At 71.7% G+C, this 19,510-nt stretch carries 20 protein-coding genes; 10 read left to right on the top strand and 10 right to left on the bottom strand.

The annotated features are described in order from the left end of the window. Positions 1-66: 66 nt before the first annotated feature. Both ACZ4Z1_RS08185 and ACZ4Z1_RS08180 read right to left on the bottom strand, forming a co-directional pair. Positions 67-711, bottom strand: a complete 645-nt coding sequence (locus ACZ4Z1_RS08185; protein ID WP_468485752.1) for a hypothetical protein — start codon at positions 709-711, stop codon at positions 67-69. A gap of 532 nt (positions 712-1,243) precedes the next feature. Further along, entirely contained in the window at positions 1,244-1,666 is a 423-nt protein-coding gene (locus ACZ4Z1_RS08180; protein WP_468485751.1) for a YjbQ family protein, read from the bottom strand. 166 nt (positions 1,667-1,832) lie between these two features. On the opposite strand from ACZ4Z1_RS08180, the gene ACZ4Z1_RS08175 reads away from it, so the two are divergent. The 6 genes from ACZ4Z1_RS08175 (at position 1,833) to ACZ4Z1_RS08150 (ending at position 7,459) form a co-directional block, all read left to right on the top strand. Next, positions 1,833-1,916 (top strand): putative leader peptide, encoded by an 84-nt coding sequence (locus ACZ4Z1_RS08175; protein WP_358970165.1) that lies wholly within the window; start codon positions 1,833-1,835, stop codon positions 1,914-1,916. A gap of 243 nt (positions 1,917-2,159) precedes the next feature. Continuing rightward, positions 2,160-3,044 carry an ABC transporter permease gene (locus ACZ4Z1_RS08170; RefSeq protein ID WP_468485750.1) on the top strand — a complete coding sequence of 295 codons (885 nt, stop codon included), beginning with the start codon at positions 2,160-2,162 and terminating at the stop codon, positions 3,042-3,044. After that, positions 3,017-3,775: an ABC transporter ATP-binding protein gene (locus tag ACZ4Z1_RS08165; protein ID WP_468485749.1), complete on the top strand. Its 759-nt coding sequence runs from the start codon at positions 3,017-3,019 to the stop codon at positions 3,773-3,775. Before ACZ4Z1_RS08170 ends, ACZ4Z1_RS08165 begins: the two co-directional genes overlap by 28 nt. A gap of 75 nt (positions 3,776-3,850) precedes the next feature. Then, positions 3,851-5,017 carry an ABC transporter substrate-binding protein gene (locus tag ACZ4Z1_RS08160; protein WP_468485748.1) on the top strand — a complete coding sequence of 389 codons (1,167 nt, stop codon included), beginning with the start codon at positions 3,851-3,853 and terminating at the stop codon, positions 5,015-5,017. Further along, positions 5,014-6,222 (top strand): LLM class flavin-dependent oxidoreductase, encoded by a 1,209-nt coding sequence (locus ACZ4Z1_RS08155; RefSeq protein ID WP_468485747.1) that lies wholly within the window; start codon positions 5,014-5,016, stop codon positions 6,220-6,222. The genes ACZ4Z1_RS08160 and ACZ4Z1_RS08155 overlap by 4 nt, the downstream gene beginning before the upstream one ends. Before the next feature lie 151 nt (positions 6,223-6,373). After that, positions 6,374-7,459: an NAD(P)-binding domain-containing protein gene (locus ACZ4Z1_RS08150; protein WP_468485746.1), complete on the top strand. Its 1,086-nt coding sequence runs from the start codon at positions 6,374-6,376 to the stop codon at positions 7,457-7,459. A gap of 364 nt (positions 7,460-7,823) precedes the next feature. On the opposite strand, the gene ACZ4Z1_RS08145 is transcribed toward ACZ4Z1_RS08150, so the two are convergent. The 4 genes from ACZ4Z1_RS08145 to eno form a co-directional block, all read right to left on the bottom strand. Further along, complete coding sequence (locus ACZ4Z1_RS08145; RefSeq protein ID WP_468485745.1) at positions 7,824-8,165, bottom strand: hypothetical protein; 342 nt, start codon at positions 8,163-8,165, stop codon at positions 7,824-7,826. A gap of 25 nt (positions 8,166-8,190) precedes the next feature. Next, positions 8,191-8,865, bottom strand: coding sequence for an alpha/beta hydrolase (locus ACZ4Z1_RS08140; protein WP_468485744.1), 675 nt, complete (start codon positions 8,863-8,865; stop codon positions 8,191-8,193). 124 nt (positions 8,866-8,989) lie between these two features. Continuing rightward, entirely contained in the window at positions 8,990-9,838 is an 849-nt protein-coding gene (locus ACZ4Z1_RS08135) for an endonuclease/exonuclease/phosphatase family protein (protein ID WP_468485743.1), read from the bottom strand. Between the two features lie 334 nt (positions 9,839-10,172). Then, the gene (gene eno, locus ACZ4Z1_RS08130) at positions 10,173-11,480 is read right to left on the bottom strand and encodes a phosphopyruvate hydratase (RefSeq protein ID WP_468485742.1); all 1,308 of its coding nucleotides are present in this window, start codon (positions 11,478-11,480) and stop codon (positions 10,173-10,175) included. 176 nt (positions 11,481-11,656) lie between these two features. Between eno and ACZ4Z1_RS08125 the strand changes: the two genes are divergently transcribed. Further along, the gene (locus tag ACZ4Z1_RS08125; RefSeq protein WP_468485741.1) at positions 11,657-12,079 is read left to right on the top strand and encodes a MarR family winged helix-turn-helix transcriptional regulator; all 423 of its coding nucleotides are present in this window, start codon (positions 11,657-11,659) and stop codon (positions 12,077-12,079) included. A gap of 273 nt (positions 12,080-12,352) precedes the next feature. On the opposite strand, the gene ACZ4Z1_RS08120 is transcribed toward ACZ4Z1_RS08125, so the two are convergent. Further along, positions 12,353-13,966 carry an amidase gene (locus tag ACZ4Z1_RS08120; protein ID WP_468485740.1) on the bottom strand — a complete coding sequence of 538 codons (1,614 nt, stop codon included), beginning with the start codon at positions 13,964-13,966 and terminating at the stop codon, positions 12,353-12,355. 255 nt (positions 13,967-14,221) lie between these two features. Here ACZ4Z1_RS08120 and ACZ4Z1_RS08115 point away from each other — a divergent pair, with 255 nt between their 5' ends. From ACZ4Z1_RS08115 to ACZ4Z1_RS08105, 3 genes are read left to right on the top strand one after another with little or no spacing between them, the layout of a single operon-like run. Further along, positions 14,222-15,475, top strand: a complete 1,254-nt coding sequence (locus tag ACZ4Z1_RS08115; protein ID WP_468485739.1) for a serine hydrolase domain-containing protein — start codon at positions 14,222-14,224, stop codon at positions 15,473-15,475. Next, the gene (locus ACZ4Z1_RS08110) at positions 15,472-15,645 is read left to right on the top strand and encodes a hypothetical protein (RefSeq protein ID WP_468485738.1); all 174 of its coding nucleotides are present in this window, start codon (positions 15,472-15,474) and stop codon (positions 15,643-15,645) included. Before ACZ4Z1_RS08115 ends, ACZ4Z1_RS08110 begins: the two co-directional genes overlap by 4 nt. Before the next feature lie 16 nt (positions 15,646-15,661). Continuing rightward, positions 15,662-15,868 (top strand): alpha/beta hydrolase, encoded by a 207-nt coding sequence (locus ACZ4Z1_RS08105; protein ID WP_468485737.1) that lies wholly within the window; start codon positions 15,662-15,664, stop codon positions 15,866-15,868. A 31-nt stretch (positions 15,869-15,899) separates the two neighbouring features. Here the strand turns inward: ACZ4Z1_RS08105 and ACZ4Z1_RS08100 are convergent, their stop codons facing one another. From ACZ4Z1_RS08100 to ACZ4Z1_RS08090, 3 genes are all read right to left on the bottom strand, one after another. Continuing rightward, a complete protein-coding gene (locus ACZ4Z1_RS08100) occupies positions 15,900-16,271 on the bottom strand; it encodes a hypothetical protein (protein WP_468485736.1) in 372 nt (123 codons plus the stop codon). Positions 16,272-16,761: 490 nt separating this feature from the next. Further along, complete coding sequence (locus tag ACZ4Z1_RS08095; RefSeq protein ID WP_468485735.1) at positions 16,762-17,952, bottom strand: FAD-dependent oxidoreductase; 1,191 nt, start codon at positions 17,950-17,952, stop codon at positions 16,762-16,764. Positions 17,953-18,070: 118 nt separating this feature from the next. Beyond that, positions 18,071-19,492, bottom strand: a complete 1,422-nt coding sequence (locus ACZ4Z1_RS08090) for a methyltransferase (protein ID WP_468485734.1) — start codon at positions 19,490-19,492, stop codon at positions 18,071-18,073. Positions 19,493-19,510: the final 18 nt, after the last annotated feature.

Raw genomic sequence — 19,510 nt, 5'->3', positions numbered from 1 at the left:
CAGGCGTACGCCCGCGCCCACCTCGGAGCGCGGGCGTACGGGCGCAGGCGGCGCACACGCAACTGTTCAAGCGGGCCGGCGGTAGCCGTGCGCCAGGTGCTCGACCACTCCGACCGGGAGGTAGGCGGGACGGTAGGGCCGTCCGACCCGATAGGCCACGTAACCGAGGGAGGCCGCCACGTACGTCTCCTTGGCGTTCTCGGCCTCGTAGACGAGGCGACAGCCGTGTGCCTGGGCCTTGGCGCGCTTCCAGAGGACGGGCGCCGGCTTGCGCTCCGCCTCGGTGCGCGGGGTGAGGATCCGGTCGCCGAAGTCCTCCCAGGCGAAGGGGACGGGCCCCTTCCATGCGCCGTCGACTTCCCTCTTCAGGGCGGCAGCGCGCTCGGCGTCCGTCTTGCCCCACGAGGACGGCACGTTGGTGATCAGCCCGGCCTTGATGTGCCGCTCCCGCAATGTGCGCAGGTATGCGGCCGCGCCCGGCAGATAGCTGATGCTGGAGTCCGCGGCCGTGTGCACCAGGGTCTCGCCCAGATCGAAGTAGACGATGGCGCAGCCGCGCGCCGACGGTGTCCGCGCCCCGACCGGAACGCCGTGCGACACGTCCGCGGGCACGGCCGCACTCGCCGCAGTGCCCAGCACGGCCGACGCCACCCCGGCGGCCGACAACGCGAGACCGGTACGGAAGAAACCACGGGAGGGGGTTCTCTGCATGGCGTTCGGCGCCTTCCTCTTCGACGCGTCACGAGGACGCGCCCATGCCAGCTGCGTGACAAACAGATGTGCGAAGCGCCCCTACGGCCCCTCGCACACCCGGAAGAGACCCTCTCCCCCGTCATCGCTGCTTCCCGCCATACCCCTGAACGGCACGCGCCACTCACCCTCGCAGGTCCCGGCGGGGGGCCAGGCCCGCCGGGACTCCCGCATGCCTGGTGTCACGCTCATCTACGCCACACTCGGCGTGATGGCAGCGGTCGTCGGCTCGACGCTGGCCCGGCGGGGGCACCTCGAACCGGCTCCCGCCCAGGCCGGGTCATAGGTCGACATGAACTGCCGGACACCGAGAGGAAGTTCCTCCGGCCGCTACCGCACGAGTCGTTGCCGGGAAGGAAGCGGCTGAACGACCGCACCCCTGCTCATCGGGATCGTATGGAAGTTCCGCGCCGGGACAGCTTGGCGGGACATACCCGAACGGTATGGTCCGTGAGCCACGCCGCACACCCGGTTCCGCCGGTGGGCCGCCCCCTCAGCCAAGGAACGACAACCGCACCTGCCGATGAGGGTTGTCCTTGTTGAGATCGACCAGGCAGACCGACTGCCACGTGCCCAGTGCCAGCTCGCCGTCGACGACGGGCAGCGTGGCATGCGGCGGTACCAGGGCGGGCAGGACGTGGTCACGGCCGTGGCCGGGGCTTCCGTGCTGGTGGCGCCAGCGGTCGTCGGCCGGGAGGAGGTCCTGGAGAGCGGCCAGCAGGTCGTCGTCGCTGCCGGCTCCGGTCTCGATCAAGGCCACGCCCATGGTCGCGTGGGGCGCGAACACATTGAGGAGCCCGTCCTGGCCGTGGGCGACCTCCCGCAGGAAGGACGTGCACTCACGGGTCAGGTCGTAGACCACTTCCTGTGAGCCGGTCCTGACGTCGATCTCGCGCGTCGTGAAACTTGCAGCCATATCCCGATCCTCTCAGATTCGGTCTGCTGAACCCGACACGCCGGCGGGCGGGACCGCACCCGACCCGTACGGCTCACCCGTCTCGCCTGCAATGCCCGCGCAACAATGGTCCGGCAGGCGAGACGGTGTTTGACCCGCCTTCAGGTGCGCCGCTACGTTCTGCGACATGTCTACGTCAGCCCGGCTCACCACGCGCGGTCACATCGACCTGCTGCGGGTGGCGTCCTCCGCGTGTCGCCGCGGGTGCTGATGTCTTCGCGTCGCTGACGCTTCATGCCCGGTCGGCATTCCCGATGTCGCCGACGCCGTGCGTGCCGCTGATCGGGGCGGCGGCGGTCTTCTGATGGTTCCCGGCGCCGGCGCCGCCCGGCGTGTTCTCGGTGTGTCCCTTCCCTTGTCGTACGTCCGGCCCGGTGCAGTCGTGGCGCGTACGCCGTGCTGCGCTGCCGCGCCGCGGGAGGGGGCTGCTGCCGCTCTTTGAGTTGGAGTGCTCATGACTGTTGATCAGGTCGCGTCACCCGGCGTCGCGCCGCCTCGTGCTGGGCGGGCGGTGGCCGGGCCGTCCCGTACCGGGCCGGAGCTCGTTCCCGTGGTGCCGGTGTCGGCCCGGCGCCGCAGCGTGCCGCGGTGGCTGCGCCGGGCCGTCGTGCCGGTGTCGCTGCTCGCCTTGTGGCAGGTGCTGAGCGCGAGCGGGGTGCTGGAGAGTGACATTCTCGCCTCGCCGGGGACCATCGCCCGTACGGCGGGGACGCTGGTGAGCGACGGGACGCTGCCCTCGGCGATGTCCGTGTCGCTGCAACGGGTCGCCGTCGGATTGGTCGTGGGCGCGGTCACCGGGGTGGTGCTGGCGTTGGCGTCCGGGCTGTCCCGGGCGGGCGAGGACCTCGTCGATCCTGTGGTGCAGATGCTGCGGTCCGTCCCGTGGGTGGGTGTTGTCCCGCTGTTCATCATCTGGCTGGGCATCGGTGAGGCGCCGAAGATCGCGTTGATTTCGCTCGGTGTGGCTTTTCATCTGTATCTGAATGTGTACGCCGGGATCAGGGGTGTGGACGCGCATTTGGTGGAGGCCGGTACGTCGCTGGGGCTGGGGCGTTGGGGGCTGATCCGGCATGTCGTACTGCCGGGGGCGTTGCCGGGCGCCATGACGGGGCTGCGCTATTCGCTCGCCACCGCCTGGCTGGCGCTCGTTTTCGGCGAGCAGGTCAACGCCGATGACGGGCTGGGGTTTTTGATGAACCAGGCCCGGGAGTTCTTCCGTACCGATGTGATCGTGGTCTGCCTGGTGGTGTACGCGGCCCTCGGGCTGCTCGCCGATTTCATCGTCCGCACTCTCGAAAGGCTGCTGCTGCAATGGCGACCGACGTTCACCGGGCAGTGAGGGAAAAGGCGGGAGAAGCGGGAGGGGAGGCGTCAGGGAATGCTGCCGTACGGGTGCGGGGGCTCGGGCGTACCTTCGGGGGCCGGGCCGTCATCGACGGGCTGCGGCTGGATGTGGCGCCGGGCGAGTTCGTGGCGTTGCTCGGGCGTAGTGGTTGCGGCAAGTCGACGCTGTTGCGGGTGCTCGCCGGGCTGGACCGGGAGATCGAGGGGCAGGTGCTGGTGCCGCGGCGTAAGGCCGTCGCCTTTCAGGCGCCTCGCCTGATGCCGTGGAAGCGGGTGTGGCGCAACGTAGTGCTCGGGTTGCCGGGCAGTCCTGAACGCGGCGTGGCGGAACGGGCCTTGGCGGAGGTCGGCCTCGGGCACCGTGCGGACGCCTGGCCCAAGACGCTGTCCGGCGGCGAGGCACAGCGGGCGTCCCTGGCCCGCGCGCTGGTACGCGAACCCGATCTGCTGCTGCTGGACGAGCCGTTCGGCGCGCTGGACGCGCTGACGCGCATCAAGGCGCAGAAGCTGGTGGCCGAACTGTGGCAGGAGCGCGGCTGCGCGGTGCTGCTGGTCACGCACGACGTGGAGGAAGCCCTGCTGCTCGCCGACCGCGTGCTGGTGATGGAGGGCGGCGTGATCGCGTACGAGAGCGAGGTCGGCCTGCCGCGTCCGCGCGAGGTCACCGGTCCCGGGTTCGCCGCCCTGCGCGCCCGTTTGCTGGACCGGTTGGGGGTGGAGAGCTGATCCCCCGACGCACCCTGATCCCGCGCACACCACACACACCGCGCACACATCAAGAAGCTACGAAACGGACCTCGTATGGATTCGCGTCACCGGCAGCTTCCACCCACTCCACGGCGCCGCTCCCCGATCGTTCTGCTGCTCCCTGCCCTCCTGCTCCCCCTCCTCCTGTCGCTCGCCGCGTGCGGTGGGGCGTCCCGGGCCGGCGGTTCGGGGAGCGGGGGCGGGACGCGTGGCGGGACGGACGGCAAGGGGTCGGTGACGCTCAATGCCGGTGACCAGAAAGGGGGTTCGGAGGCGGTTCTGCGGGCGGCCGGGGAGCTGAAGGACCTGCCCTACCGGATCCAGTGGTCGACCTTCACCTCCGGTCCGCCGCTGCTGGAGGCGGTCAACGCCGGGGCCGTGGACGTCGGCGCGGTCGGCAACACGCCGCCCGTCTTCGCCGCGGCGGCGAACTCGAAGTTCAAGGTGATCGCTGCGACGCACGGCTCCTCCGCGGGGGAGACGGTCCTCGTGAAGAAGGACTCGCCGATCACGCGGCCCGCGCAGCTGAAGGGAAAGTCGATCGCGGTGGCGCAGGGCAGCTCCGCGCACTACCAGCTCGTCGCCTCCCTGCGGAAGGCCGGGCTGTCGCCGAAGGACGTCACGCTGAACCACCTCCAGCCGGCCGACGCGCTGGCCGCGTTCATCCGGGGCAGGGTGGATGCCTGGGCGGTGTGGGACCCGTACACCTCGCAGGCCCTCGGCCGGACGGACGCCCGGGTCCTGACCACCGGCGAGGGTGTCGTCAACGGTCTCAGCTTCCAGGTCGCCGCGCCCGCCGCCCTGGACGACGCGAAGAAGTCGGCGGCACTCAAGGACTACGTCGGCCGGCTGCGGCGGGCGCAGAACTGGGTCCACCGGCATCCGGACGCCTTCGCGCGGGTGTGGGCCGCGGAGACCGGCCTGCCCCGGGACGTGGCCCTGGCAGCGGTCAGACGTACGCGGGGTACGGCGGTGACGGTGGCCCTGGACCGGCCGGCCGTCGCCTCCGAGCAGCGGATCGCCGACACCTTCGCCGCGTTGAAGCTGATCCCCGGCCGCTTCGACTTCTCGTCCTTCGTCGACACCCGTTTCAACGGCAGCCTGCCGCCTTCGAGCACGGCGCCGCGTACCTATGGGCCCGAGGGCGCCCCCGCCTCTGAAGGTTCCCAAGGCTCTGGAAATGCTCATGGCTCTCAAGGAAAGGCCGGCTCAACATCGTGACCGTGCATCTTCACTGGTTCCTGCCGACCGGCGGTGACGGGCGTACCCTCGTCGACCGGCACGCGTACACCGACGGCGGTGTCCGGCGCGACCGCATCACCCCGGTCAGCGGTGTGCGGGCGCCCGACATCGACTATCTGGCGCAGATCGCCAAGGCCGCCGAACACCTGGGCTTCGAGGCGGTCCTCACGCCGACGGGGACGTGGTGCGAGGACGCCTGGCTGACCACGACGGCTCTCACCCAGGTCACCGACCGGCTGAAGTTCCTGGTGGCCTTCCGGCCCGGGGTGATCTCGCCGGTGCTGGCGGCGCAGATGGCCGCCACGTACCAGCGGATCTCCGGGGGCCGGCTGCTGCTGAACGTGGTGACCGGCGGGGACTCCACCGAGCAGCGGCGGTTCGGTGACGCGCTGGACCACGACCGGCGTTATGCCCGTACGGATGAGTTCCTACAGGTGGTACGGGGGGTGTGGGGCGGCGCCCCGTTCGATTTCCACGGGGAGCACTACCAGGTGGAGGGCGGTCTGACCGCCCTGCCGCCGGACCCGCTCCCGGAGATCTTCTTCGGCGGTTCGTCAGGGGCCGCCGGGCCGGTCGCCGCCCGTAACGTCGATGTGTATCTCACCTGGGGCGAGCCGCCCGAGCAGGTCAAGCAGAAGATCGACTGGATAGCGGGCCTCGCCGCGAAGGAAGGGCGTACGGTCCGCTTCGGCATCCGGCTGCACACCATCTCGCGCGACTCGGCGAAGGAGGCGTGGGCCACGGCGGACCGGCTGCTGGGCGATCTGGACGCGGACACCGTGGCCGCCGCGCAGCAGGCGCTGGGCAGGAGCGAGTCGGTGGGCCAGCAGCGGATGCTGGCCCTGCACGGCGGTTCCCGGGACAAGCTGGAGATCGCGCCGAACCTCTGGGCGGGTGTGGGGCTCGTACGCGGCGGGGCGGGGACGGCGCTGGTCGGCAGCCATGCTGAGGTGGCCGACCGGATCGAGGAGTACCACTCCCTCGGCATCGAGCACTTCGTGCTGTCCGGCTATCCGCATCTGGAGGAGGCGTACTGGTTCGGCGAGGGCGTACGGCCGGAGCTGGCCGCCCGGGGACTGCTGCCCGCCGGTTCCGCTCCGCCGGCCGGCGGCCCGGCGGCCGACGGACGTCGTCCGGCCTCCGCACCGGGCGGGGCGCCGCTGCTGGTCGCGGGGGGCCGCTGAGAGGGCTGTCTGGGGCGGGAGAGCCGCCGGGCCATGAGACTGCCCGGACTGGGGGCTGCCTGGGGAGGGAACGGCCCAAAGCTGCCTGCCCGGGGCGGGGAGACCGCTCGGAACCCGGAAGATTCCGGCCCCCGCCCAGGTTGGTAGAAGCATGAACCACACCGGGGTGCGAAAGACCGAAGTCGTGGTGGCCGGTGCCGGGCAGGCGGGCCTGGCCGCCGCCTTCCACCTGCGGCGGGTGGGGTACGAGCCGGACCGGGACGTCGTGGTGCTGGACCACGCGCCGCGGCCGGGCGGCGCGTGGCAGTTCCGCTGGCCCACCCTGACGTACGGGAAGGTGCACGGCATGCACGCGCTGCCCGGTATGGAGCTGACCGGCGCCGACCCGGACCGTCCGTCCTCCGAGGTGATCGGCGCGTACTTCGACACGTACGAGCGCACCTTCGGGCTGCGGGTGCACCGGCCGGTGGACGCCCGGGCGGTGCGTGACGGTACGGAAGGGCGGCTCCTGGTGGAGACCTCGGAAGGTACGTACGCCACCCGGGCCCTGGTCAACGCGACCGGCACCTGGGACCGGCCCTTCTGGCCGCGCTTCCCCGGGCAGGAGACCTTCCGCGGCCGGCAGCTGCACAGCTCCGCTTACCGCGGGCCGCAGGACTTCGCGGGGCAGTGCGTGATCGTCGTCGGTGGCGGCACCTCGGCCGTCCAGCAGCTCATGGAGATTGCCGAGGTCGCCGCCGCGACCACCTGGGTGACCCGCCGCCCGCCGCTCTTCCGCGAGGGTCCGTTCGACGAACAGCAGGGGCGGGCAGCCGTCGCACGGGTCGAGGAACGGGTACGGGCGGGACTGCCGCCGCAGAGCGTGGTGTCCGTGACAGGCTTGCCGGTGACCGAGGCGATGCGGCAGGCGCGCGCACGCGGGGTGCTGGAGCGGCTGCCGCTGTTCGACCGCCTCACCGAGACCGGCGCGACCTGGTCCGACGGGCGCACCATCGAGGCGGACACCACCCTGTACGCCAGCGGGTTCCGCGCCGCCATCGACCACCTGGCGCCTCTCGGACTGCGCGAGTCCGGCGGCGGCATCCGCCTGGACGGCACGCGCGCCGTCCGCGACCCCCGCGTCCACCTCGTCGGCTACGGCCCCTCTGCCAGCACCATCGGCGCCCACCGCGCCGGACGCGCCGCCGTGCGGGACATCAGGCAGTTGCTGGGAGCTGAGCGGACGCCCGTGGCTTGATGCAATGAGCGTTGCCTGACGCGCTGAGAGTCACCTGGCGCACTGAGAGTGATCTGACGCGCTGGAAGTGGTACGAGCTTCCGCTTCGCCGAGGCCGACGGCCTGCTCGCCCAGGCGCCGGCTCAGCGGCCCCCACGCCGATCACTACCAGTACTTCATCGGCCACCACCGCTGGGCGCTGTGTTCGGCTGGGGCATCAGCGGCCCGACGGCGTGGCGCATCAGCGTGCGTCCGATGCACCGGCTCTGGTACGGGCCGGTCACCTCGATGTCGGCAAGGGTCAGCCGTCGGTCGGCCGTCGTTCCCAGGGCTCGTCCGGTGGCCATCGTCGGGTGAGCGTTGGATGGCCACCGTTAGGTAAGCGTTAGATGGCCGTCAGGCCGGCGCCAGTCGGCCGTCTCGAACCGGCTGGCTCCCCTTGCAACGGCTCGTAGACGGTGAGGGCGAGACGGCCGCTGTCACCCGTCGCACCGGCGTTGACCAGGATCGTGGCGCCCTCGTCGAAGCGCAGGGTGAAGAGCAGGTCGAGGGCCATCAGGAAGTCGAAAGCCTCTTGGTCGGCCTCCGGCAAGCGGCCGTCAAGGGTCGCGTCACATGTCCAGTCGCTGCCGGTGACGCGGGCCGTGACGCGCACACCGAACGAGCCCGGGCACGTCGAGCGATTGGCCCACCACTCCAGCCATGCGGTGCCCTCGTAAATGTCCATCCGCCAAGTGTCGCGAAGGGTCGTGTCACGAGCTCCGGGCGGCGGACGGCAGTCGCAGCAGTGTGCCGATGATGTCCTTGCGTGCCTGTGGCCGGGCGGCCAGCCAGCTGCCGAGCTGGTGGTCGGCGCCCGCGAGCCGGAGCTGGGAGAGGTCGGCGCGGGTGTCCAGCGCGGTGCGGATCAGTTCGGTGACGCCGTCGGGAATGACCGTGTCCCGTTCCGGTACGACGAGGAGCGCGCGGCCGCCGAACCGCGCGTACGTCTCCAGGGCCTGGCTGTCACGCCAGCTGTACGGGCGCCGGATCAGTTCGGTGAATCCGGCGCCGAACGGAACATCCCAGGCGTCCTTCCCGTAGATCCCCGGCGCGCAGAGGACGACGGCCGCCACCCGTCCGCCGTACAGGTCCACCAGGTCGGCGACGGTCTGGCCGCTCATACTGAACCCGACCAGCAGCAAGGGGCGTCCGGCGTCGAAGACCTCGTCGATGACGGCCGCGGCCTGGTCGCGCCGTCGTCTGAGGCTGAGGTCGGGCAGCCGGCCCGTGCTTTCCCCGTGTCCGGAGAAGTCCAGCGCGACGGCAGGATGTCCGTACGCGGCGAAGTCCTCGGCCAGCGGCAGGTTCCGCTCTTTGCCGCCGGCACCGGCGCCGTGCATGATGACCACGCCGCGGGCCCCGGCGCACTCCGTTTCCGGGGTCACGGTGCAGAGGCTGAGATGTTCGCCGTCGGCGGCGTGAACGGTTCTGCGTACGGCTGCACCCATAGGAACTCCCGGCATGGTGGACGACGGACGGCGTCGGCGTCGTCCGTCTCGGCCTCGTCCGTCACCATGGCACAGCGGACTGGTCGGTGCCGTCCGCGGTGCTCAGCTCGGCGAGGACGGCCGCGTGGTCGGACGGCTGGACGCCGTTCACCGCCCGGTCTCCGACGCGCCGGACGGATTCGACGTGGCCGAGTCCGCCGGGGCCGGGCGGACCGACGTGAAGGTAGTCGATGCGTACGCTGGGCTCGTGACGCCCCGCGAGGTAGGGGTTGGCCGCGTCCCAGGTGGCCGAGGTCTGCGCGGGGTCCGCGTACTCCCAGGCGTCGAGAAAGACCTGGCCGGGGGCGGCGGGAGCGGTCTTGTAGCCGCCGAGGAGCCGCACTTCGTCCGAGTCCGGCCAGGCGTTGAGATCGCCGGTGATCACGGGTGGGAAGTCGGTCCCGGAGCGACGGGACGCTACGAAGCGGGCGAGCGCCGCGACCTGTGCGCAGCGCACCGCGGACGCGTCGACGTCCGACGTCAGGTGTGTGGTGAAGAACGGCACCGGGTGGGTGGGGGTGTCCAGGCGGGTGTACAGGGCTAGGCGGCCGTCGTCGTCACCCGGGGCCGCGGGCAGTTGGGCCACGTCCTGGTCCAGGAGGGGCCACCGGCTGAGGACGGCGTTGCCGAGGCCGATCGTCGGGTCGCCGATCCTGCGCTGCCAGCGCTGCGGCGCTCGCGACGGGGCCCACGCCCAGGACATGGCGAGGTCGTCCGCCAGCCATTGCGCGAGGTTCTCCACTCCGTCGGCCCAGACCTCCTGCAACCCGACGGCATCGGGCCGCAGGTCGCGCAGCACGGCGAGGACGGCTTCGCGCCGCGCCTGCCACGGGCCGAACCGCCACCAGAGATTCCATGTCAGTACGCGCATCCACACCCCTCGTGGCTGATGTCGTCGGCCATGCCCTCGGCGATCCTCGGCCCCGGCATGCCCTGCGTGGACAGCGGTGCCGTCTGGCCCCGCCGCCAGGTCGCCATTGGCCCGGTGCCCCTGCGAATGATGCGCAGCAGCCGCTTGCCCTGGCCATCCCTTCGGCCGGTCGTGCCGACCGGTCCGACCCTGCCCACCGGACCCACCGGACCAAGAAGGTTCAGGTCACACGGGGAGGGGGAAGGCACGGCCCAGAAAGAGGTGTCTCACCGGCACCTGAGCGGGCCCCCGACCACGACCGGGGGCCCGCGTGGTCTCTACTCCTGCCCGCTGTTCACGCCCGACGCAGTGCGGAGCGCCCCGCGAAGCGCGCCGAGTCGCCCAGTTCCTCTTCGATGCGGATCAGTTGGTTGTACTTCGCCGTGCGGTCGGAGCGGGAGAGCGAGCCGGTCTTGATCTGACCGCAGCCGGTCGCCACCGCCAGGTCCGCGATGGTGGTGTCCTCGGTCTCGCCCGAGCGGTGCGACATGACAGCCGTCCAGCCTGCCTGGTGGGCGGTGGCCACCGCGGCCAGCGCCTCGGTCAGGGTCCCGATCTGGTTGACCTTGACCAGGACCGAGTTGCCGACGCCGGTGCGGATGCCCTCGCGCAGCAGCGTCTCGTTGGTGCAGAACACGTCGTCGCCGGTGAGCTGACAGCGATCGCCGACGCGGGCGGTCAGCTCGCGCCAGCCGTCCAGGTCGTTCTCCGCCATCGGGTCCTCGATGGAGACGACCGGGTAGGCGTCGATGAGCTTGGCCAGGTGGTCGGCGTGCTCGGAGGGGGTGCGGCGCACCCCCTCGCCCGCGTAGTCGTACATCCCGTCGCGGAAGAATTCCGACGACGCCGGGTCCATGACCAGGCCGATGTCCGTGCCGGGGCGGTAGCCGGTGCGCTCGATGGCGGTCATCACGAAGTCGAGGGCCTCCTCGGCGGTACGCAGCGCGGGCGCGAAGCCGCCCTCGTCGCCGACGCCCGTGGAGTGCCCGGCGGCCAGCAGATCGCGGCGCAGGGTGTGGAAGACCTCGCTGCCCATGCGGACGGCTTCGGCGAAAGTGTCCGCGCCCACCGGCGCGATCATGAACTCCTGGAAATCCAGCGGATTGTCGGCGTGGGCGCCGCCGTTGACGATGTTCATCATCGGCAGCGGCAGGAGGCGGGCGTCGGCGCCGCCGAGGTAGCGGTAGAGGGGCTGGCGGTGGGCCGCCGCGGCGGCCTTGGCGGCGGCGAGGGAGACGCCGAGGACCGCGTTGGCGCCGAGCCGGGACTTCGTGGCGGTGCCGTCCAGGGCGACCAGCGCGGCGTCGAGTCCCGCCTGGTCCGCCGCGTCCCGGCCGCGCACGGACGCCGCGATCTCCCCGTTGACGTGGTCCACCGCTCGGTCGACGCCCTTGCCGTGCCAGCGCGTGGAGTCTTCGTCGCGCAGTTCCACGGCCTCCCGGGCGCCGGTGGAGGCGCCGGAGGGGACAGCCGCGCGCCCCAGGGACCCGTCCGTCAGGACGACGTCGACCTCGACCGTGGGGTTGCCACGACTGTCGATGATCCGGCGGGCGGTGACGGTCTCGATGGCGGCGTTGACGGTGGCGACTGCCGCTGCGGACATGGGAGGTCCTTCCCGTTGTCGTGTGCCGTGGCCCCGGCTGCGACAACGCTGGCGCTGAGCCCGACAGCACGAAACCATACAGCAATGCTGCACAGTTTTGCTGTACAGAATTGCTGTACAGTATTGCTGCGCAGGTCAGGTGCACAGCTTTGCTGATCAACGGGGTAAAATGCCCTATGCCCACCTCGGAAGCCGCCGCCATCGCCGCCGAACTGCGCACCGCGATGAGCAAGCTCACCCGACGCGTCAAACACGAGGACCGCATCCCGCTGGGCCAGGTCGCCGTGCTCGGCGCACTCGACCGCAACGGCGCCATGACCACCAGCGACCTCGCCGCCGATCAGCGCGTACGCCCCCAGTCGATGGCTCGGGCGGTGGGGCTGCTCATGGAACAGCAGCTGATCACACGCCGGGCGCACCCCACGGACGGCCGCAAGTCGCTGGTCGAACTCTCGGAGGCGGGCCGGGCCGCGCTCGAAGCGGAGCGCGGCCGCAGGGCCGGCTGGCTCGCGCAGGCCATCGAGGCCGAACTCACGAAGGAGGAGCGGACATTGCTGGCACGGAGCGCCGCTCTGCTGGAACGGCTCGCCACGCGCTGACGCCCCGACAGACAAGGTTCGCCCGGCGCGCCGCCCGGCACGCGCCCCCAGGCTCGCGGCTCCGCTCAAACAGGGGTACCCCTTCGCCGCACCGGCCGAAAGCCCAAGTACGTCCAGTACGAGGACTTCCGGCCGGCACATCAAGAGCACGCACCCCGGTGACGCACCCGCTCAACGGTGGGCACCGCTTCACGGGCTGACGCCGCCTGCCGGGGCGCTAGCTCCTCGTGCGTACGGACACGGCCGAGGCGCGCAGGCGGCGGTGGGTCGGTGTCACCGGGAGTCGCCGTTGCCCAGTGACGGCAGGTAGCGCGGTGCCCGCCAGGCGTCGAGCCGGTGTTCCACCGCGGCCCCCAGGGCCAGCAGCTTCGCGTCCTGGTGGTTGCCGGCCGTCAGGAGCAGGCCGACGGGCAGTTCCTGCACGGTTCCGGCGGGGACGGACAGTGACGGGTAGCCGGCGACGGCCGCGGGGGTGGAGGACGGGATCACGTCGTTGTCGCCTCGCGCGCAGTCGGTCGTCCAGGCGGGCGGGTTCGTCGGCGCGGCGATGGCGTCCAGGTGGTGGGCGCTCAGGGTCTCGTCGATGGACCGCCGGGAGAGGTCCTTCAGCTCGGCGCGCATGGCCCGGTACTTCGGATCGGTGGTGGGAGGAGCGGCGAGGGCCTGCTCGAACAGTTCCTGACCGGCGAAGCAGGTCTGTTCGGCCGGGTGGGTGCGGTTGAAATCGATCAGTTCGGCGAGGTCCCGCGGCCCCTTGCGGGTGGCGAGGTAGGCGTCGATGTCCCGGTGGAACTCGCTGAGCAGGGCCGGGAATTCGAGTTCGGCGAGCCGCTGCTGGTACGGGGGCGTCACCTCGACGACCTCGGCGCCGGCCTTGCGCAGCTTCGCGGCCGTACGGGTCATCACGGCGTCCACCTCGGCGCCGAGCGACGGCAGCCGCCACAGGCCGATCCGTTTGCCGCGCAGCGCGCCGGGGTGCTGCCGCGCCACGTCCGCGAGTGCGCGGGCGGCGTCCTCGTGGTCCCCGGTGCCGCCGCCGCTGAGCACCGCGAGGGTGAGCGCGGCGTCGGTGACGTTACGGGCCATGGGCCCCGCGGTGTCCTGCTCGGCGGAGATCGGTACGACGCCGGCTCCGCTGACCAGTCCGAGGCTGGGCTTGTGGCCGACCACCCCGTTCATCCCGGCCGGGCACACGATCGAACCGTCCGTCTCGGTACCGATCGCCACCTGCGACAGCGACGCGGCGAGCGCGGCGGCCGAACCGGAGGACGACCCGCACGGGTTGCGGTCCAGGACGTACGGGTTGTGGGTCTGCCCGCCGACCGCCGACCAGCCGGACGTCGGCTTCGTCGAGCGGAAGTTCGCCCACTCCGACAGGTTCGTCTTGCCCAGGATGACCGCGCCCGCCTTGCGGAGCCGCGTCACGAGGGCGGCGTCGGTGGCCGGCGGGCGGCCGGCCAGTGCCAGTGACCCGGCCGTGGTGGGCAGGTCGCGGGTGTCCACGTTGTCCTTGAGCAGGACGGGTATGCCGTCCAGCGGTCCCAGGGTGTCGCCGCGCCGGTGTCTGGCGTCGCTGGCGGCCGCCTGGCGCAGGGCCGTGGGGTCGGTGCGCAGGACCGCGTTGATCTTCGGGTCGACGGTCCTGATCCGCTGTAGGTAGGCCCGGGTCAGCGCCGCGGAGGTCAGCGAGCCGTCCGCCATACGTGTCTGCAGTTCCGGGATTGTCACGGTGTCGAGGTCGATGCCCGGCAGCAAGGACGAGCCGGCGGACGGGGGCGGGCTGTCCGTCGCGGGCTCGGCGGCTTCCGCGCGTGAGGTGGGTGCGCCCGTGGCCAGGGAACCGGTGGCCAGGACGGCGATCAGTGTGGCAATGCTCCGCTTCACCATGAGAGACAGCGGACTACACGGGGCACTTCCGGCGCAAGGGCCGAACTGCGCGCCCCCACGGACGGCTTCGGGTGGACCGGTCGTGTCGGCCCGAGATGCGCGGAGTTGCCAGAGTGACCTGCGTAAATGCCGGGGCCGGGGTACGGCGGGCTGATGCGGCGCGATCCGGTCGAGATGCACAAGGGGCTGGGTACGCCGGTGTTGTGGGGAAAACCGCAGTGAATAAGAACGCTTGTGTCTCTAGCGTCTGACGATGTGAGACACACACAGAAGCTTGCGAAGAAATCGTCCGCCGGGATCCGCCGACCGGGCCGGTGCGCGGCGGCGTTGGCGACGGCGTCGGTCGTACTGGCCCTCGCGGCCCCTGCGGCGGGAGCGACGGGCGCGTCGGACACCGCCAGACGGCCGGCCGGGTCACCGGCCTGTGAGGCGGCGCGCGGCACGCTCACCGCCTCCCTGGACACACTCGTCACCCGGCACGGGATACCGGGTGTCGCCGCCGAGGTGACCGACCCGGGCTGCGGCCGGTGGGACGCCGCCCGTGGGGTCGCCGACCGGGAGACCGCGCGTCCGATGCGTGCCGAAGACCGGTACAGGATCGGCAGCGTGACCAAGACGTTCACCGCCACGGTCGTCCTACAGCTCGCCGCGGAAGGCCGGATCGGGCTGGACACACCGGTCGAGCGCTACCTGCCCGGCCTGATCCGGGGTGCCGGGTACGACGGCCGCATGATCACCGTACGGCAGTTGCTCCAGCACACCAGCGGTCTCCCCGACTACACCGCGTCCCTCGTCCAGCTGCCCTTGGAGCAGTGGCGGTTCCGCCACTTCGAGCCCCGCGAGCTGATCGCCACCGCGTTGAAGATGCCGCGCCCCGAGAAGGCGTGGCACTACTCGACGACCAATTATCTCCTCGCGGGGCTCATCGTCGAGAAGGTCACCGGGCACGGCATCGAGGCGGAGGTGACCCGTCGGGTCCTCAAGCCTCTCGGTCTGCGCGACACCTACTGGCCCGGGGACGGTACGCGCATACGCGGTTCGCACTCGCACAGTTACTTCCAGGCCACCGACGAGCCGGACGCGCCGTTGGCCGACGGCACCGCGTGGAACATGGCCTTCGGGGGTGCGGGCGGCGCGCTGGTCTCCACACCCGCCGACGTGGACCGCTTCTTCCGCGCCCTGTTCGGCGGGGAGTTGCTGCCCGCGCGCTGGCTCGCCGAGATGAAGCACACCGTGGCCGCCGACCCCGAACGGCTGTGGCCCGGCGCCCGGTACGGACTCGGCCTGATCGCCACACCGCTGGAGTGCGGCGGCTGGTGGTGGGGGCACAGCGGGACGGTGCCCGGCGGACACCGCGCGTTGGGCGCTGTCGGCCCCGGTGGCCGCAGCATCGCCCTCGCCCTCACCGCGGTCCCCGGCACCGCACAGGCCGAAGCCGACTACCGGGCCACCGCCGAGACCGCCTTCTGCGCCCCCGGCGGGGACCGTCGGCCCGGGGAGTCCATATGACCGTTCCCAGACCGGCCGCGCGCCGCACCACGGCCGTCGGCCTGACTCTCGCCACCTGCCTCGGTGTCTCCCCCACCCTGGCCGCGGCCACCGCACCCGCGGCAGCGAGGGCCCGGCACGACGCCCCGCTGGGGCCGGCCGCGCGAAGAGCCCACCCGAGTACGGCGTGACGTCCCGGTCCTGATCGTGGCCGCCACCGGCGATCCGCGCACCACGGACCGGAGCGGTGTCGCGCTGCACGGCCTGCTGCCGAGTTCCAAGCCGGTCACCCTCCAGGGCGCCAACTCTCACGGCATCCACGGTGGACACGGCAGCGCCTGCGCGGACGCCGAGGTCAACCAGTACCTGGCCACCGGCACTCCGCCGGCGAACGACCGGACCTGCGCCAAGTAGACCGCCGGGAGAGCTTCATTCCGTAGCCCCCTCAGGCCCGGCCGTATCGGGTGTGTCTGACCATGGCCGTCCAGGCGAGACGGGCGGCCAGCAGCAGGATCACGCTGTTGCCGACGACGGCCATGGTCAGGCGCCCCCGCTCGCCCGTGAGGAGTCGGCCGAGCAGGGCGCCGCCCGAGGCGAGGAGGACCTGCCGGCTCAGCGAGGCCGCGAAGGCGGCGGTCACGAAGACAGCACTTGCGGCGGCCGAGGGTGAAGCGGCCTGGCGGCCGACGACCAGAGCGGCGGAGTAGGCGATCGTCACCGGGTTGAGAAGCGTCAGGCCGACCAGGCTGGTGCACGTACGCGACGGTGACGTGCCGGTGGCCGGCGGCCTGTTCGCCGGGGCCCGGTGGGCGCGCACGGCGGTCACCGGGCCGCGCAGGGCGATGAGTACGAGTACGGCCGCACTGACGAGTTGCCGGCCGCCATGGTCGGGGCGCGGCGTTCACCCATGCGATCACCTCTCTCACCCGACCTCTGCCCGTAACCCGCGAGCAGCCCGGTCAGGAGCGCATCGGTCATCTTCGGAACTCCGCATCAGCCCCGCACCACTTACGAGCTCATCGCCTCGTCGGCCCTCCCGTCCGCGAGGATCCGGCGGGTGAGGGCCAACAGGGCCGGGAGAGCCGGGTGGCCGGGCCCGTCGGGCCGGGCCGGGACGACGGACCGGTTCGTCTTCGCCGTACTCGGAACGTTCCCCCACGCGAAACCCCGGTCGGCGGGGCAGGCGGCGCTCAGGGACGCCGTGCCCGGCAAGCCTGTCGCCTGAATCGACCGCCGGCCGCGGCGCCACCCGATCGGCCGACGCGATCGCCGGCCGATCCGGTGCCGGGCACGGCCTGCCTCGGCCCTTACGCCGCCCCCACCGGCGTCTCCCAGTCGATGCGGTGTCCGGCCAGCCAGCCCGGCGTTCCGGGGCGGCCGCGTTCCAGCAGGCGGGGCATCATGGCGTCACGCAGGACCCGTTTGAGGCGGGACGGCATCTTGTCGTCTCCCATCCGGGCGCTCAGTGCCACCACGCGTTCGACACGGTCCCGGCGCAGGTGTTCGTAGGTCTTCAGCGCCTGCGGGGTGCCGGGGACGTCACGCAGGCACTGGGCGAGGATCACGCTGTCCTCCAGTGCCATGGAGCCGCCCTGCCCGGCGTGTGCGGCCGCGTGTGCGGCGTCGCCGATGACGACCATCGTCCCGTTCTGCCAGACGGGGAGCCGGGGCAGGTCGTAGGTGTTGCTGCTGATCATGGTGGGGCCGGTGGCGGCGACGAGGTCGGCGGCGGGGGTGGTGTCCTGGGCGAAGAGGGCCAACAGGCGTTCCCGCCATTGGTCGCTCGTGGTGCCGGTGATGTCGGCGTGGGTGAGTTCGGGGCCCGGCATGTTGACGAACCACCAGGTCTCGCCGTCCGGTGCAGTGGTGTAGCCGACGAAGGACCGCTTGCCGTAGATCATGCGGTAGCCGTCGGGCGAGGCCGGGGCGGCGCTGTCCCGGGTGTATCCGAAGACGGTGTTCAGGCCTGTGTAGCGGGGGCCGGGCGCGTCGGGGTCGATCACCTGCCGGGTGGTGGAGCGCAGCCCGTCGGCCCCGATCAGCAGGTCGCCCTCCGCGGTGCTGCCGTCCGCGAAGGAGGCCACCACCCGGCCGTCGGGGGTGGTCGTGGCTCCTGCGAACCGCTTGCCGTGTTCGACGCTGATGCCGCGCCGGGCGGCCTCCTCGTACAGCACGCGGTACAGCGCCGAGCGGCGCAGGGTGCGCGGGGTCGCTTCGCCGGGCCGCCCGTTCCCCAGGGTGACGCGGCCGAGTGCACGGCCTGAGCTGCTCATGAAGTCCACGCCGGCGGCGGGGAAGGAACGGTCCAGCACGGGGTCCAGGGCGTCGATGGCCCGCAGCGCGTCCAGGCCGTTCTCCATGAGGGTGACGAAGGCGCCTGCCTCGTCCGCGCCGATGTCGTACGCCTCGTGGACGACGGACCGGATGCCGGCCTTGTGCAGGGCCATCGCGGTGGCGGGGCCGGCGATGCCGCCGCCGACGATCAGGGCTGTGGTCATGGTCTGGCTCCTTCGTGCCGGCTGCGGACGCGGTGCGGCGGGTGCGGCCGGTGCGGGTCGCCGCAGCAGTACGGGCGGTACGGGGCGCCGCCGCGGTACGGGGCGTACAGGCCACCGGTCACTTGACGCCCACGACCAGCGAGCGCGGCCCCGGCAGCGGCTGGACCCGGCAGTCGCGGAAGCCGGCCTCCTTCAGCCAGCCGATGCCGTCCGCGCCCGTGTAGTCGAAGCCGCCGGGGCTCTGGACGAGCATGTGCAGGCTCATCAGCAGGCCGAAGGTGTTGTGCCGGCGTTCGTCGTCGATCAGCGCGTCGGCGATCACCACGGCACCGCCGTCGGGCAGTGCGTCGTACGCCTTGCGCAGCAGCATCCGCTTGGTGTCCAGGTCCCAGTCGTGCAGGATCTGGCTGAGGACGAGCACGTCGGCGCGGGGCAGTTCGTCGGTCAGGAAGCTGCCGGGTACGAAGGTCATGCGGTCGCCGAGACCGGTGGCGGCCACCGTCTCGTCGACGGTGGGGCCGACCGGCGGCAGGTCGAAGCCGGTGCCGGTGAGGTGGGGGTGGGCGCGCAGGACGTGGGCGAGCAGGGCGCCTTCCGAGCAGCCGATGTCGGCGACGGTGCGGTGCCGCGACCAGTCGAAGGCTTCGGTCAGGGCCGTGATGGTCGGCAGGGAGCCGCTGGTCATGGCCCGCTGGAACCGTCGCAGCCGCTCCGGGTCGGCGTACAGCTCCTCGAACGGGTCGCTGCCGTCCTCGGGCACGTTGGTCTGCGGCGCGCCGGTGCGCAGCGCCTCGGTGAGGTGTCCCCAGGGCGCGTAGTCGTGTTCGCTGATGAACTCCAGGATGGCGCCGATGTAGTGCTCGGGCTTGCTGCTGTCCAGGACGGCGTCGGCGGTGCCGGTGTTGCGGTAGCGGCCCGCTTCGCGGTCGAGCAGGTTCATCGAGACCAGGGCGTCGAAGAAGTCGAGGGCGCCGCGCGGGTGTATTCCGATGCGGGTACGGAGTTCGTCGGCGTCCAGGGGCCTTCCGGCGCGGGCCAGTTCGGTGAAGACGCCCAGTTCGCAGGCGGACATCAGCACCTTGGAGTTCCAGAAGCCCAGGCCGGTCCGGAGGATGTCGCCGGCCGGGTCGCCGGCGGGGCCCGCCGGTTCCAGCAACCCCACCACCTGCGCCGAATCGAAGTAGTCCTCGAAGTGCGTCGCCTTGCCGTCGGCGATACGCCAGGAGTGCACGAATTTCACGGTGCCGCTCACTCCGCTGCGCGCGCCGCGCATGTGGTGCCGCCCGAAGACCGCGACCCGGTCCCCGGACTCGATGAACTCCTCCGGTTCGGGGCGCATCTCGCTGAACACGCCCGGTACGCGGGCCATGAACTCCCGGACCTCCCGGTGGCCCTTCTTGGTGCCGCCGAGCCCGTAGGCGTCCATACCGTCGGGGTGGGTCCACAGGATGTCGGTGGCGAAGAACGCGAGGACGCCGTCGAGGTCGCGGCGGTGGAACGCGGCGTAGGCGGAGCGGATGGTCTCGGTGTGCGTGGGCATGGTGCGCTTCCTCCAGGA

This window comes from Streptomyces sp. NPDC030165, from assembly GCF_055573595.1.
The sequence above is the reverse complement of the archived record's forward strand: the minus strand, read 5'-3'. Positions and strand labels throughout refer to the sequence as shown.